This window comes from Kosakonia sp. MUSA4, assembly GCF_013085925.1.
GTDB lineage: Bacteria > Pseudomonadota > Gammaproteobacteria > Enterobacterales > Enterobacteriaceae > Kosakonia > Kosakonia sacchari_B.
Genome location: NZ_CP025697.1, coordinates 3,076,721 through 3,090,851 on the forward strand (window position 1 = coordinate 3,076,721; position 14,131 = coordinate 3,090,851).

The following is a 14,131-nucleotide window of genomic DNA, read 5'->3' on the forward strand; positions in this document are numbered from 1 at the left end:
TTTCTCTCGCCAGAACTAAATCTTATCGTCTTAAAAAGTGATACAGGTTGCGCCCTGCTCCGCACCGGAGAGTTTCTCCCGCAGCGCGCCGAACAATTCGCGGCCTGTGCCCACGCGCATCGCGCTCAGGTCAGGAATATGCGGCTGACGTGCGGCAAGTTCGTTGTCATCAACCAGCAGCGTTAACTCGCCTGTCTGCCCGTTAACCCGGATAATATCGCCATCACGCACTTTCGCCAGCAATCCGCCATCGTATGCTTCTGGGGTAACGTGGATCGCCGACGGCACTTTACCTGATGCGCCTGACAGCCGTCCATCGGTAACTAGTGCGATTTTGAAACGGCGGTCCAATAATACACCAAGTGGCGGCATGAGTTTATGTAATTCTGGCATACCGTTCGCTTTTGGCCCTTGATGACGGACAACCACCACGCAATCACGGTCCAGCAGGCCTGCTTCGAAGGCCGGTAAAACATCATGCTGGCTTTCAAAAATCACCGCTGGCGCTTCAATAACCTGATTTTCGACCGGCACTGCTGAGGTTTTCATCACCGCACGCCCCAGATTGCCGCTCAGCACTTTGGTGCCGCCATGTTTCGAGAACGGCTGTTCGATGGTCGCAATAACATCAGCATCCAGCGATGCGGCCGCGCCGTCACGCCAGTCCAGCTCGCCATTATTGAGCCACGGCTCCTGGGTGTAGCGCGTCAGGCCAAAGCCCGCCACGGTGTGAACATCTTCATGTAACAGACCGCCTTTCAACAGTTCACGCATCAGCACCGGCACACCGCCAGCCGCCTGGAAGTGGTTAATGTCTGCCGGGCCGTTCGGGTAGAGACGCGCCAGCAGCGGAACCACATCAGAAAGATCGGAGAAATCATCCCAGTTGATGATGATCCCTGCGGCGCGCGCCATCGCCACCAGATGCATGGTGTGGTTGGTGGAGCCGCCCGTCGCCAGCAGCGAGACAATACCGTTCACTACGACTTTTTCATCAATCATTTTACCGAGCGGCATCCACTCGTTGCCATTGCCGGTCAGGCGAGTCACCTGGCGGGCTGCCGCTTCAGTCAGTACACGGCGCAGAGGCGCATCCGGATGGATAAACGATGAGCCAGGCAGTTGCATGCCCATAAACTCGATCACCATCTGGTTAGTGTTTGCCGTGCCGTAAAACGTACAGGTGCCTGGCGCATGATATGAGGCGGCTTCTGATTCGAGCAGCGCCATGCGATCGACTTTGCCTTCCGCATAAAGCTGGCGAATGCGTACTTTCTCTTTATTCGCCAGACCGCTCGCCATCGGACCAGACGGGATAAACACCGCCGGTAAATGACCAAATGACAGCGCCGCCATGGCCAACCCCGGGACAATTTTGTCACACACGCCGAGGTACAGCGCGCCGTCAAACATATTATGAGAAAGCCCTACCGCTGCCGACATCGCAATCACTTCGCGGCTCAGCAGGGAAAGTTCCATACCGTCCTGCCCCTGGGTTACGCCGTCGCACATTGCCGGAACGCCGCCCGCTACCTGACCTACCGCGTTCACCGAATGCAACGCTTTACGGATAATCTCCGGATAGACTTCGTAAGGCTGATGAGCGGAAAGCATGTCGTTGTAGGACGTGATAATGGCAATATTGTTGCGCAACATGCTTTTGAGGGAGGCTTTGTCGTCAGGCTGGCAGGCCGCAAAGCCGTGTGCCAGGTTGCCGCAGGCCAGTGTGGAACGGCGCACGGTGTTCGTTTTCGCCTGTTCGATACGGGCAAGATAGGCTGAACGGGTTTCGCGCGAACGTTCAATAATGCGATTTGTTACGCGTAACATTGTTGAGTTCATAAAGGCTCCTGAAATTTATCTGTCCGGGGAACCGCGTCAACAATGCCATAAGCCTTCGTTATCAGACTGTAAACACCAGAACGCCGCGCCCCAAAGGCAAAATCGCTTCAGCCAGTGTAATAAAAAAAGCCCCGCTGGTGAATCCAGTCGGGGCCTGAAAGGTGAAAAATTATTCTGATATCTGTGTTAGATCATGTTACCGGTAAAATGGAATGCCATTTGCGCAAGAAAATCACTCAAACTCGTTCCATGAACGACCGTCGCGGGTGATCATCGCCACCGATGCAACCGGTCCCCAGGTACCTGCCTGATACGGTTTCGGCGCATCGTTGTCTGCTGCCCACGCTTCGGTGATGGAATCGACCCATTTCCAGGCCTCTTCCACTTCGTCACGACGCACGAACAGGGCCTGAATACCACGCATGGTTTCCAACAGAAGGCGCTCGTAAGCATCAGCAAGATGCGTCTGATTAAAGGTTTCGGAGTAGCTCAGGTCGAGTTTGGTAATTTGCAGGTTGTGTTTATGATCCAGGCCTGGAACCTTGTTAAGCACCTGAATATCAACACCTTCATCCGGCTGCAGGCGAATGGTCAGTTTGTTCTGCGGCAGATCCTGCCAGGACTCTTTGAACAGGTTCAGCTCTGGCGTTTTAAAGTAAACCACAACTTCTGAACATTTGGTCGGCAGACGTTTACCGGTGCGCAGATAGAACGGCACGCCGGCCCAGCGCCAGTTATCGATATCGACACGGATAGCGACGAACGTTTCGGTATTGCTGGATTTGTTCGCCCCCTCTTCTTCCAGGTAACCGGGCACTTTTTTGCCTTGCGCAAACCCGGCGGTGTACTGACCACGCACGGTTTTTTCGCGCACGTTAGTGCGATCGATGCGGCGCAACGATTTCAGCACTTTCACCTTTTCATCACGAATACTGTCCGCGCTCAGATCGGACGGCGGCGACATGGCAATCATGCAGAGGATCTGCAACAGGTGGTTCTGGATCATATCGCGCATCTGCCCGGCCTGGTCAAAATAGCCCCAGCGGCCTTCGATACCGACCTCTTCCGCCACGGTGATTTCCACGTGATCGATGGTGCGGTTGTCCCAGTTGTTAACAAACAGGGAGTTAGCAAAACGCAACGCCAGCAGGTTAAGTACCGTCTCTTTACCCAGATAATGGTCGATGCGGTATACCTGGCACTCTTCGAAAAACTCGCCCACCTGATCGTTAATTTCCCGCGATGTCGCAAGCGATGTACCCAGCGGCTTTTCCATCACAACGCGCGCCGGTTTCGCGTTCAGTTTTGCTTCACCCAGCCCCTTACAGATGGCGCCAAAGGTGCTCGGCGGCATGGCAAAGTAGTTGATGGTCGTGCGATTTTTCTGGTCCAGCATCGCACCAAGACGTTTGAATGCGGAGGTTTCGTTGACATCCAGATTGCAAAAATCCAGACGACCACTCAGCTTATCCCACAGACTTTCGTCGATTTTTTCCTTCATGAAGGTTTCAAGCGCTTCACGAACAACCTTGGTATAGGCTTCCTTATCCCACTCGGCACGGCCGACCCCCAGGATACGTGTATCCGGATGGATCTGCCCCGCTTTTTCCAGTTGGTACAGTGAAGGCAGCAATTTCCGGCGTGCGAGGTCACCTTTCGCGCCGAAAATGACCAGGTCACACGCCTGGGCTGTTTGTACTACCGCCATGTCAATCTCCTCAGTTGGCTGTCCTGGAGCGTTAGCCAGGCCTTAGTTGTAATTTTATTACAGTACACTGTACTGCGTTTACGTAATTCCCGAAACTGTTACGCATTGTCAGGACGTGCGTTATTTTGTTGTGACAAAAAATCTGTTTTTTCGCCCTGAAAAAGCCGGATATTTGCCCAGGAAACAGACGATGAAATCTGACTCTGATCATGTAATGAAAAAAAACAACATCATTTCTCATCACCACTTACATTTCTGCTTCCCGCGGGGGTAATATCTGTTTAAAACGCATCACGATTCCATCTATCAGTGTAATCGTTTCACCATGAGCGCTTTATCACCCATGAATATGCTGGAAAAAATCCAGTCACGGCTGGAACACCTTAGCAAATCCGAACGGAAGGTCGCGGAAGTCATCCTCGCCGCTCCGGACCAGGCCATCCACTCCAGCATCGCTGCGCTGGCACAGGAAGCAGATGTCAGTGAACCGACGGTGAACCGTTTTTGCCGCAGCCTTGATACGCGTGGTTTCCCGGACTTCAAGTTGCATCTGGCGCAAAGTCTCGCCAATGGCACGCCCTATGTTAATCGAAATGTTGACGAAGATGACAGCGTAGAAGCCTATACCGGAAAAATCTTTGAATCGGCAATGGCCAGCCTCGATCACGTTCGACAGTCGCTGGATATGGCCGCCGTCAATCGCGCCGTCGATCTGTTGACCCAGGCGAAAAAAATCTCATTTTTCGGTCTCGGCTCGTCTGCCGCCGTTGCGCACGACGCCATGAACAAATTTTTCCGCTTCAACGTACCGGTGATTTACTCCGACGACATCGTGCTGCAACGCATGAGTTGTATGAATTGTAGCGATGATGACGTGGTTGTGCTGATTTCCCATACCGGAAGAACAAAAAACCTTGTTGAGCTTGCGCAACTGGCGCGTGAAAACGACGCCATGGTCATTGCCCTGACTTCAGCAGGGACGCCGCTTGCGCGCGAGGCAACGCTTGCCATCACGCTTGATGTACCGGAAGATACTGACATTTATATGCCCATGGTTTCCCGACTTGCGCAACTGACCGTCATTGACGTGCTGGCCACCGGTTTTACCTTGCGCCGCGGCGCAAAATTCAGGGATAACTTGAAGCGAGTCAAAGAAGCCCTGAAAGAATCGCGCTTTGATAAGGAGCTGCTTATCAAAAACGATAACCACTAATAGTTAATAACAAAGCAGTAACCTCTTACGCTGTTCGGTCAGGCGCATTGCCCTTCACAGCGGGGCGCTAAATGGCCGAATTCATGTTCACGCAACACCAAGTTGTTTCAGTCAACGGAGTATTACATGTCCAGAAGGCTTCGCAGGACCAAAATCGTAACCACTTTAGGCCCGGCCACTGACCGCGATAACAACCTTGAGAAGGTTATCGCTGCTGGCGCTAACGTGGTGCGTATGAACTTCTCACACGGAACACCTGAAGATCATAAATTACGTGCGGATAAGGTACGTGAGATTGCGGCAAAACTGGGACGTCATGTTGCTATCCTTGGCGATTTGCAGGGACCTAAAATTCGCGTGTCCACCTTCAAGGAAGGCAAAGTTTTCCTGAACGTTGGCGATAAATTCCTGCTTGATGCCAACCTGGGCAAAGGCGAAGGCGACAAGGAAAAAGTCGGCATCGACTATAAAGGCCTGCCAGCCGACGTGGTAACGGGCGATATCCTGCTGCTCGACGACGGTCGCGTACAGCTGAAAGTGCTGGAAGTTCAGGGCATGAAAGTGTTCACCGAAGTGACTGTCGGCGGACCGCTCTCCAACAACAAAGGCATCAACAAACTGGGCGGCGGTCTCTCTGCTGAAGCCCTGACAGAGAAAGACAAAGCGGATATCGTTACCGCGGCGCTGATCGGCGTCGATTATCTGGCTGTCTCTTTCCCGCGCTGCGGCGAAGATCTGAACTACGCCCGCCGCCTGGCGCGCGATGCAGGCTGCGACGCGAAGATTGTCGCGAAAGTCGAGCGTGCGGAAGCCGTTTGCGATCAGGACGCGATGGACGATGTGATCCTTGCGTCTGATGTCGTGATGGTGGCCCGTGGCGATCTCGGCGTTGAAATCGGCGATCCGGAACTGGTCGGTATTCAGAAAGCGCTGATCCGCCGTGCCCGTCAACTGAACCGAGCGGTAATCACCGCCACGCAGATGATGGAGTCGATGATCACCAACCCGATGCCAACCCGCGCGGAAGTCATGGATGTTGCTAACGCCGTGCTCGACGGTACAGATGCCGTGATGCTCTCTGCGGAAACCGCCGCCGGTCAGTATCCGTCTGAAACCGTAGCGGCAATGGCGCGCGTTTGTCTGGGTGCGGAAAAGATCCCAAGCATCAACGTTTCTAAACACCGACTGGATATTCAGTTCGATAACGTTGAAGAAGCGATCGCGATGTCGGCGATGTACGCGGCCAACCACCTGAAAGGTGTAACCGCTATCATCTCCATGACTGAATCCGGCCGCACCGCCCTGATGACCTCACGCATCAGTTCCGGCCTGCCGATTTTTGCCCTCTCCCGCCATGAGCGCACCCTGAACCTGACAGCGCTCTACCGTGGCGTAACGCCGGTCTATTTCGACAGCGTTAACGAAGGCGTTGCAGCCGCTAACGATGCCGTTAACCTGCTACGTGACAAAGGCTACCTGCTTTCCGGCGATCTGGTGATCGTGACGCAGGGTGACGTAATGAGCACCGTGGGCACCACCAATACCACACGTATTCTGACCGTCGAATAACCGGCGGCCAGAAAAGCGAAAGGCCTCTCGCTGGAGAGGCCTTTTTTTATCTCTTCGGGAACAGCTCTTTGCGCTTATAAGGCTCTGTTTCACCGGGTTTGCGCGTTTTCAGCAGCTTCAGGATCCAGGTGTACTGTTCCGGACGAGGCGTGACAAACACCTCCACCTCTTCATTCATGCGCCTGGCGATCGTGTTGTCATCCGCTGTCAGCAAATCATCCATAGGCGACCGCACCTGGATAATCAGACGATGCGTTCTGGCGTCATAGACCGGGAACAACGGTACAACACGTGCGCGGCAGACTTTCATCAGGCGGCCAATGGCCGGAAGCGTTGCTTTGTAGGTGGCAAAGAAATCGACAAACTCGCTGTGTTCCGCGCCGTGATCCTGGTCCGGCAGATAATAACCCCAGTAGCCCTGGCGTACCGACTGGATAAAAGGCTTAATGCCATCGTTGCGCGCATGCAAACGCCCACCAAAGCGACGACGCACGGTATTCCAGACATAATCAAAGACCTTGTTACCTTGATTATGGAACATGGCTGCCATCTGCTGCCCCTGCGAAGCCATCAGCATCGCCGGAATATCCACGCCCCAACCGTGCGGCACGAGGAAAATCACTTTCTCGTTGTTACGTTGCAATTCATCGATAATATCTTTGCCCTGCCAGTCGACGCGCGGCAACACCTTTTCCGGCCCACGGATCGCCAGTTCCGCCATCATGGCCATTGCCTGTGGCGCAGTAGCAAACATCTCATCAATGATGGCTTCTCTTTCGGCTTCGCTTTTTTCAGGAAAGCAGTAGAGCAAATTGATCTGTGCGCGACGACGCGCGCTTTTGCCATATTTCCCTGCCAGACGACCCAGTTTCCCCAGCAGAGGATCGCGTACCGAAGGCGGAACCAGCGCTACGCCAGCAAATGCCAGTACGCCCAGCCACGCGCCCCAGTTGCGCGGGTGACGGAATTCATTTTCGAACTCCGGAATATATTCACTGTTATTTTTTTTCGTTTCCATGCATCGTCCGCAGGCCAGAAATCAAGTCACTCAGGATAAGGAGATAGTGTAGCGAGGCGTTATCTTTCACACAAAAGAAAAAGCCGGCGCGCAGCTGGCACCGGCTTCGAACGCATATTTGTTAAGCGAATCAGTCAAAACGCAATTGCGGAATAACCTCTTTCACCTGCGACAGATAATCCGTGCGATCCGAACCGGTCAGCCCTTCGGTGCGCGGCAGTTTTGCCGTTAACGGGTTGACAGCCTGTTGGTTGATCCACATTTCATAGTGTAAATGCGGCCCGGTGGAGCGTCCGGTGTTACCCGACAAGGCGATGCGATCGCCGCGCTTCACTTTCTGACCCGGTTTTACCAGCAGTTTACGCAGATGCATGTAACGGGTTGTGTAAGTACGACCGTGGCGGATAGCAATGTAGTTCCCCGCTGCGCCACTGCGTTTCGCCACCACAACTTCACCATCGCCGACGGCAAGCACCGGCGTGCCCTGCGGCAGAGCAAAATCGACGCCTTTGTGCGGCGCAACGCGTCCGGTAACCGGGTTCAGACGGCGCGGATCAAAGTTTGACGAGACGCGGAACTGTTTCGCAGTCGGGAAGCGCATAAAACCTTTTGCCAGCCCGCTACCATTGCGATCGTAAAATTTGCCGTCTTCGGCGCGAATGGCGTAGTAATCTTTGCCGTCAGAACGCAGGCGAACGCCGACTAACTGGCTCTGTTCCTGCTTACCTTCCAGCATTTCGCGGGACATCAGCACGGAAAACTCATCGCCTTTTTTCAGCTTACGGAAATCCATCTGCCACTGCATCGCTTTGATCACCGCGCTGACTTCAGCACTGGTTAAACCGGCTTCACGGGCGCTGGCGACGAAGCTCGCGCCAACCGTACCTTTCATCACCGAATTCACCCAGTCGCCCTGCTGCATCTCGCTGCTCATTTTAAAACCGCCATCGACGCGGTCATACGTGCGGGTTTCGCGGCGGGACATCTCCCACGTCAGGCGTTGCAGATCGCCATCTGCGGTGAGCGTCCATGAAAGTTGTTGACCAATCTTCAGATTACGCAGTTCCTTATCAGCAGCGGCAAGCTGGCTGATATCACCCATATCAATGCCGTACTGGTTGAGGATACTGCTGAGCGTATCGCCGGTAGAAACCACATATTCGTGAACGCCAACTTCATTGGCGGTTTTATCATCCAGTTCATCTTGCGGGATATCATCCACATCATCAGAAGTGGTTTGATCGATAGGTTCGCTGGCTTCCGGCAACAACGAGCGGATTTCATTTTTCGGCAGCTCAATCGCTTTCACGATCGGGGCTGTGGCTTCGGGATGATAAACGTAAGGCCGCCAGACGGCGACCGTGAGTGTAAGAACTGTAAGCGACCCCAACATGACACGGTGGGGTCGAGGCAGACTATTAAATGCCAGAGCGACAGTGCGGGCTATCTGTTGCACGTATTCACTTCCTCGTTATTCTCCTTTCAGGCAGCTCGCATACTGGTGAGTGAGTTGGGCAAGGAACTGCGGATAGCTCTCTTTGCCTAACTTGATACTGATTCCAAGTGGATCCAACGTTCCCATTCGAACGGATGTCCCTCTGGCAACAGCTTCAACGACCGCTGGCCTGAACTGTGGCTCAGCAAAAACGCACGTGGCTTTTTGCTCAACCAACTGTGTTCTGATTTCATGTAAACGCTGCGCACCAGGCTGAATTTCGGGATTGACGGTAAAGTGCCCCAATGGGGTCAGCCCGTAGTGTCTTTCAAAGTAGCCGTAGGCGTCATGAAAAACGAAATACCCCTTCCCTTTCAGCGGTGCCAGCTCGTTACCAGCTTGCTTATCCGCCTGAGTTAATAATGCCTCAAAGGCCTGCAAGTTGGCGTCAAGCCTGGCTCGACTTTGCGGCATAACTTCCACTAATTTATCGTGGATTGCAACCGCCGACAGCCGCGCAATCTCTGGGGAAAGCCACAGATGCATGTTGTAATCGCCGTGATGGTGATGTTCGTCACTTTTTTCGCCATCGTGGTGATCATCACCATGCTCATGTTCGTCTTCATCAGCCCCTTTCATCAACAGCGGTTTTACACCGGCAAGCCCGGCCATCGACACCTGTTTCTGCTCAGAAATTTGTTGTACGGAACGCGCCATAAAGGCTTCCATCTCCGGGCCGACCCAAAAAACTAAGTCCGCGTTTTGTAAGCGTTTTACATCTGAAGGACGCAGTGAATAATCATGCTCGGATGCACCATCTGGCAGCAGCACTTCGGTAGTCGTCACCCCGTCGGCAATGGCAGCAGCGATAAATCCTAATGGTTTGAGTGAAGCCACCACAGCGGCATTAGCGGTTTGTGCTGTACCGGCGAAAAGAGCAGCAGATAGCGCTGCGCAAAGAAGCGTATTTTTATGTAACATAATGCAACTGTTCATCGTAATGAGTATGTGGGGTGTGATATTATAACATCCGACAACTTGTGCAACCTGTTAAATGCTATGACGAATCTTGTAACGCTCGAAAATGTCACCGTTGCTTTTGGTCAACGGCGCGTCCTGTCTGATATTTCACTCAATTTACGCGCAGGAAAAATTTTAACCTTACTCGGCCCCAATGGCGCGGGTAAATCTACGCTGGTGCGCGCAGTGCTGGGCCTGGTAGCACCGGATGCGGGGATGATCAAGCGTGAAAAGAACCTGCGTATCGGCTATGTACCGCAAAAATTGCATCTTGACGCCACCTTGCCGCTGACGGTAGGCCGTTTTATGCGTTTGCGCCCCGGCACCCGCAAAGACGACATAATTCCGGCGCTGAAACGCGTACAGGCTGCACATCTGGTGGATGCTCCGATGCAAAAGCTTTCCGGAGGCGAAACGCAGCGTGTTTTGCTGGCTCGCGCCCTGCTTAACAGCCCGCAGCTTTTAGTGCTGGATGAGCCAACCCAGGGCGTAGACGTTAATGGCCAGGTCGCTCTCTACAACCTGATAGATCAGCTGCGTAAAGAGCTCAACTGTGCAGTATTGATGGTTTCCCACGATCTGCATCTGGTGATGGCGAAAACGGATGAAGTCCTGTGCCTTAATCACCATATTTGCTGCTCAGGTACGCCAGAAGTGGTTTCCATGCATCCGGAATTTATCTCTATGTTCGGGCATCGCGGTGCGGAACAGCTTGGCATTTATCGCCATAACCATAACCACCGTCACGATCTGCAGGGCCGCATTGTTCTGCGCCAGGGTAATGGACACTCATGATTGAATTGTTACTACCCGGCTGGCTGGCCGGGATTATGCTTGCCTGCGCTGCCGGGCCGCTGGGTTCATTTGTCGTCTGGCGACGGATGTCCTATTTTGGCGACACGCTGGCGCACGCTTCTTTACTCGGCGTTGCCTTTGGTCTCCTGCTGGATGTGAATCCGTTCTACGCTGTTATTGCCGTGACGTTACTGTTGGCTGCTGGTCTGGTGTGGCTGGAGAAACGCCCGCAACTGGCGATCGATACCCTGCTCGGCATTATGGCGCACAGTGCGCTGTCTCTCGGTCTGGTCGTGGTCAGCCTGATGTCGAACATTCGCGTCGATTTGATGGCTTATCTGTTTGGCGATCTGCTGGCGGTGACGCCGGACGATCTGATAGTTATTGCCACTGGTGTAGTGGTGGTGCTGGCGATCCTGCTCTGGCAGTGGCGCAACTTACTGTCGATGACCATCAGCCCGGAGCTGGCATTTGTTGACGGCGTGAAGCTGCAACGCGTCAAGCTGCTACTGATGCTGGTTACCGCCCTGACCATTGGCGTCGCCATGAAATTTGTCGGCGCGCTGATCATCACTTCACTGTTGATTATCCCGGCGGCGACAGCACGTCGATTCGCGCGAACGCCAGAACAAATGGCGGCGATTGCCGTAGGCGTCGGGATGATTGCGGTGACCGGCGGTCTGACCTTCTCCGCCTTCTACGATACGCCAGCAGGCCCGTCTGTCGTGCTGTGCGCGGCGCTGCTGTTTATCTTCAGTATGACGAAGAAACCCGTTAACTAACTATTATCGGGCGCAGTCGGCTGAGATCATCCGCTGCTGCCACTGATATAAAAGGCCGGAAGCAGACGCTTTCCGGCCTTTTTGTTTATGGCATTTCCGGGGGCGTGATACCAAAGTGGTTCCAGGCCCGTACTGTCGCCATGCGACCGCGCGGTGTCCTCTGTAAAAAACCTTGCTGAATCAAATACGGTTCCAGCACATCCTCAATGGTTTCCCGCTCCTCACCGATAGCCGCCGCGAGGTTATCCAGCCCGACGGGACCGCCGAAGAATTTATCAATCACTGCCAGCAGAAGTTTGCGGTCCATATAGTCGAACCCTTCCGCATCGACATTCAGCATATCCAGCGCTTTCGCCGCGATTTCAGCCGTGATATCGCCATCATGTTTCACTTCGGCAAAATCGCGCACGCGGCGCAGCAGGCGGTTGGCGATACGCGGCGTACCGCGAGAACGACGCGCTACTTCCAGCGCGCCCTCTTCACTCATCTCCAGCCCCATATAGCGGGCACTGCGACCGACAATATGTTGCAAATCGGCCACCTGGTAAAACTCCAGTCGCTGCACAATGCCAAAACGGTCACGCAGCGGCGAAGTCAGTGACCCCGCGCGCGTTGTCGCGCCAATCAACGTAAAAGGCGGAAGATCGATCTTAATGGAACGCGCCGCCGGACCTTCGCCGATCATGATATCGAGCTGGTAATCTTCCATCGCCGGATAAAGCACTTCTTCCACCACCGGCGAAAGACGGTGAATTTCATCGATGAACAGTACGTCATGCGGTTCGAGGTTGGTGAGCATCGCCGCCAAATCACCCGCTTTTTCCAGCACCGGGCCGGAAGTGGTACGTAAATTAACGCCCAATTCGTTGGCGACAATATTCGCCAGCGTGGTTTTGCCAAGGCCAGGAGGACCAAAAATCAGCAGATGATCGAGTGCGTCGCCGCGCAGTTTTGCCGCCTGGATAAAAATCTCCATCTGCGAACGAACCTGCGGCTGGCCGATATATTCATCGAGCATTTTCGGGCGGATAGCGCGATCCACAACCTCTTCCACATCAGTACTGGCAGGGGCTACCAGACGGTCTGCTTCAATCATCCTCTACCTCACAACGCCGCGCGCAGCGCTTCACGGATCAGGGTTTCACTGTTGGCATCCGGGCGGGCAATCTTGCTAACCATCCGGCTGGCTTCCTGAGGTTTATATCCCAGCGACACCAGCGCAGCAACCGCTTCCTGCTCTGCGTCATCCGCTGCCGGGCTGGCCGGAGAGGTAAGAACCAGATCGGCCGCCGGGGCGAAGAGATCGCCATGCAAACCTTTAAAGCGGTCTTTCATTTCAACAATCAGGCGCTCGGCGGTTTTTTTACCGATACCCGGCAATTTGACCAGCGCAGCCGGATCTTCCCGTTCGACGGCGTTAACGAATTGCTGTGCTGACATGCCGGACAAAATCGCCAGCGCCAGTTTTGGCCCGACGCCATTCGTTTTAATCAGCTCGCGGAACAGCGTGCGTTCCTGCTTATTGTTAAAACCGTACAGCAGCTGCGCATCTTCGCGCACCACAAACTGAGTGAAAACCGTCGCCTCTTTACCGGCATCCGGTAATTCATAAAAACAGGTCATCGGCATGTGCACTTCATAACCCACGCCTCCCACTTCCAGCAGAACCAACGGGGGTTGTTTTTCTACAATGATGCCTCTGAGTCTGCCTATCACGTGACGCTCCTGCGCTATGGGCTAAGGTGTAATGCTGTATCATAAAAAAAGGCTGGATAGATATCCAGCCGAATATAGAAAGAAAAGCGCGAGCGCGGTTCAGGAATTGGCGTAATACGCCTCATCGCTCAGATCGTCTAACAGCGTACGCTGTGTTGGCTGCCAGCCCAGCATCTGGCGCGTCTGTTCGCTTGATGCTGACATCTCCCCGGCCGCAAAATTAGCGAACCAGCCAAAATGTGCGGCTTCACGCGGTTCGGCAGGTAAACCAAGCATTTTGCCGATGGCAATGGCGATATCGCGCATGGCAATCGCCCCCTCCGCGACCGCGTGGTAAACCGGCTGTGTCACGCCACTTTCCAGCGCCAGCCGGTAGACTTTCGCTGCATCAATCCGGTGTACCGCCGCCCAGCAATTGTTCGCTCCGGCAGGCCAGGCGGCAACGCCGGTTTGTTTTGCCAGCGCGATCAGAATGGGTACAAAGCCGTGATCGCCGACGCCGTGCACGGTAGGCGCCAGACGGATACTCGCCGCGCGTACCCCTTTTTCAGCCAGCGCCTGCGCCGCCTGTTCGGAACGACGAAGATAGTCTGGCTCTTCACCCGGCTTGTCTGCTTCCGTTGCCGGGTGCCCCTGCGCCAGTCTTGCCAGCCCCGACGTCACCAATAGCGGGCGATCGGAGCCGAGTAACGCCTTTCCCAGTACTTCAATTGCGCGTTGATCCTGCGCACAATTCTGCGCAAAACGCGAAAAATCATGATTAAACGCGGTATGAATCACGGCATCGGCTTTTGCCGCCGCCGCAAAAAGAACGTCGTGATCGTCCAGCGTCCCGTGAACCACTTGCCCGCCAGCGGCAAGCAGTGCCTGCGCCTTGTCTGCATTTCGCGCCAGGCCACTTACCTGGTGCCCGGCGGCCAGTAACTCAGCCGCCACTGTTGCGCCGACCCATCCGGTCGCGCCAGTCAGAAAAACATGCATGCGTGTGCCTCCTGATATTGACTCGCGCCGTTATCCTTATAAATATCCGTGA

General features: G+C 54.3%; 12 protein-coding genes. 4 read left to right on the top strand and 8 right to left on the bottom strand.

Features of this window, described 5'->3' with window-relative positions; genetic code table 11:
* Positions 1 to 30: 30 nt before the first annotated feature.
* Both edd and zwf read right to left on the bottom strand, forming a co-directional pair.
* The gene (gene edd / locus C0557_RS14590) at positions 31 to 1,842 is read right to left on the bottom strand and encodes a phosphogluconate dehydratase (RefSeq protein WP_074777654.1); all 1,812 of its coding nucleotides are present in this window, start codon (positions 1,840 to 1,842) and stop codon (positions 31 to 33) included.
* Positions 1,843 to 2,074: 232 nt separating this feature from the next.
* Positions 2,075 to 3,550, bottom strand: coding sequence for a glucose-6-phosphate dehydrogenase (zwf, locus tag C0557_RS14595; protein WP_074777655.1), 1,476 nt, complete (start codon positions 3,548 to 3,550; stop codon positions 2,075 to 2,077).
* Positions 3,551 to 3,893: 343 nt separating this feature from the next.
* Between zwf and C0557_RS14600 the strand changes: the two genes are divergently transcribed.
* Positions 3,894 to 4,763 carry a MurR/RpiR family transcriptional regulator gene (locus tag C0557_RS14600; protein ID WP_208659067.1) on the top strand — a complete coding sequence of 290 codons (870 nt, stop codon included), beginning with the start codon at positions 3,894 to 3,896 and terminating at the stop codon, positions 4,761 to 4,763.
* A gap of 126 nt (positions 4,764 to 4,889) precedes the next feature.
* Positions 4,890 to 6,332 (top strand): pyruvate kinase, encoded by a 1,443-nt coding sequence (gene pyk / locus C0557_RS14605; protein ID WP_007371591.1) that lies wholly within the window; start codon positions 4,890 to 4,892, stop codon positions 6,330 to 6,332.
* Between the two features lie 46 nt (positions 6,333 to 6,378).
* Here the strand turns inward: pyk and lpxM are convergent, their stop codons facing one another.
* The 3 genes from lpxM to znuA form a co-directional block, all read right to left on the bottom strand.
* Complete coding sequence (lpxM, locus tag C0557_RS14610; RefSeq protein ID WP_208659069.1) at positions 6,379 to 7,350, bottom strand: lauroyl-Kdo(2)-lipid IV(A) myristoyltransferase; 972 nt, start codon at positions 7,348 to 7,350, stop codon at positions 6,379 to 6,381.
* Between the two features lie 130 nt (positions 7,351 to 7,480).
* Positions 7,481 to 8,806 (bottom strand): murein DD-endopeptidase MepM, encoded by a 1,326-nt coding sequence (gene mepM / locus C0557_RS14615; RefSeq protein ID WP_208659071.1) that lies wholly within the window; start codon positions 8,804 to 8,806, stop codon positions 7,481 to 7,483.
* Between the two features lie 15 nt (positions 8,807 to 8,821).
* Positions 8,822 to 9,766 carry a zinc ABC transporter substrate-binding protein ZnuA gene (gene znuA, locus C0557_RS14620; protein ID WP_208659073.1) on the bottom strand — a complete coding sequence of 315 codons (945 nt, stop codon included), beginning with the start codon at positions 9,764 to 9,766 and terminating at the stop codon, positions 8,822 to 8,824.
* Between the two features lie 78 nt (positions 9,767 to 9,844).
* On the opposite strand from znuA, the gene znuC reads away from it, so the two are divergent.
* Positions 9,845 to 10,600, top strand: coding sequence for a zinc ABC transporter ATP-binding protein ZnuC (gene znuC, locus C0557_RS14625; RefSeq protein WP_035887496.1), 756 nt, complete (start codon positions 9,845 to 9,847; stop codon positions 10,598 to 10,600).
* Positions 10,597 to 11,382, top strand: a complete 786-nt coding sequence (znuB, locus tag C0557_RS14630; protein WP_208659075.1) for a zinc ABC transporter permease subunit ZnuB — start codon at positions 10,597 to 10,599, stop codon at positions 11,380 to 11,382. The genes znuC and znuB overlap by 4 nt, the downstream gene beginning before the upstream one ends.
* A gap of 85 nt (positions 11,383 to 11,467) precedes the next feature.
* Here znuB and ruvB read toward each other — a convergent pair whose 3' ends face one another.
* The 3 genes from ruvB to C0557_RS14645 all read right to left on the bottom strand — a co-directional run bounded on the left by ruvB (position 11,468) and on the right by C0557_RS14645 (position 14,079).
* Positions 11,468 to 12,478 (bottom strand): Holliday junction branch migration DNA helicase RuvB, encoded by a 1,011-nt coding sequence (gene ruvB / locus C0557_RS14635; protein ID WP_074777662.1) that lies wholly within the window; start codon positions 12,476 to 12,478, stop codon positions 11,468 to 11,470.
* Between the two features lie 8 nt (positions 12,479 to 12,486).
* Positions 12,487 to 13,098: a Holliday junction branch migration protein RuvA gene (ruvA, locus tag C0557_RS14640; RefSeq protein ID WP_208659077.1), complete on the bottom strand. Its 612-nt coding sequence runs from the start codon at positions 13,096 to 13,098 to the stop codon at positions 12,487 to 12,489.
* 99 nt (positions 13,099 to 13,197) lie between these two features.
* Entirely contained in the window at positions 13,198 to 14,079 is an 882-nt protein-coding gene (locus tag C0557_RS14645) for an SDR family oxidoreductase (RefSeq protein ID WP_208659079.1), read from the bottom strand.
* Positions 14,080 to 14,131: the final 52 nt, after the last annotated feature.

Bases quoted from the DNA above. Each gene is read 5' to 3' on its own strand.
- znuB (WP_208659075.1), top strand. From the start codon at position 10,597: ATGATTGAATTGTTACTACCCGGCTGGCTGGCCGGGATTATGCTTGCC.
- C0557_RS14645 (WP_208659079.1), bottom strand. From the start codon at position 14,079: ATGCATGTTTTTCTGACTGGCGCGACCGGATGGGTCGGCGCAACAGTG.
- ruvB (WP_074777662.1), bottom strand. From the start codon at position 12,478: ATGATTGAAGCAGACCGTCTGGTAGCCCCTGCCAGTACTGATGTGGAA.
- pyk (WP_007371591.1), top strand. From the start codon at position 4,890: ATGTCCAGAAGGCTTCGCAGGACCAAAATCGTAACCACTTTAGGCCCG.
- zwf (WP_074777655.1), bottom strand. From the start codon at position 3,550: ATGGCGGTAGTACAAACAGCCCAGGCGTGTGACCTGGTCATTTTCGGC.
- znuC (WP_035887496.1), top strand. From the start codon at position 9,845: ATGACGAATCTTGTAACGCTCGAAAATGTCACCGTTGCTTTTGGTCAA.
- lpxM (WP_208659069.1), bottom strand. From the start codon at position 7,350: ATGGAAACGAAAAAAAATAACAGTGAATATATTCCGGAGTTCGAAAAT.
- C0557_RS14600 (WP_208659067.1), top strand. From the start codon at position 3,894: ATGAATATGCTGGAAAAAATCCAGTCACGGCTGGAACACCTTAGCAAA.
- edd (WP_074777654.1), bottom strand. From the start codon at position 1,842: ATGAACTCAACAATGTTACGCGTAACAAATCGCATTATTGAACGTTCG.
- znuA (WP_208659073.1), bottom strand. From the start codon at position 9,766: ATGTTACATAAAAATACGCTTCTTTGCGCAGCGCTATCTGCTGCTCTT.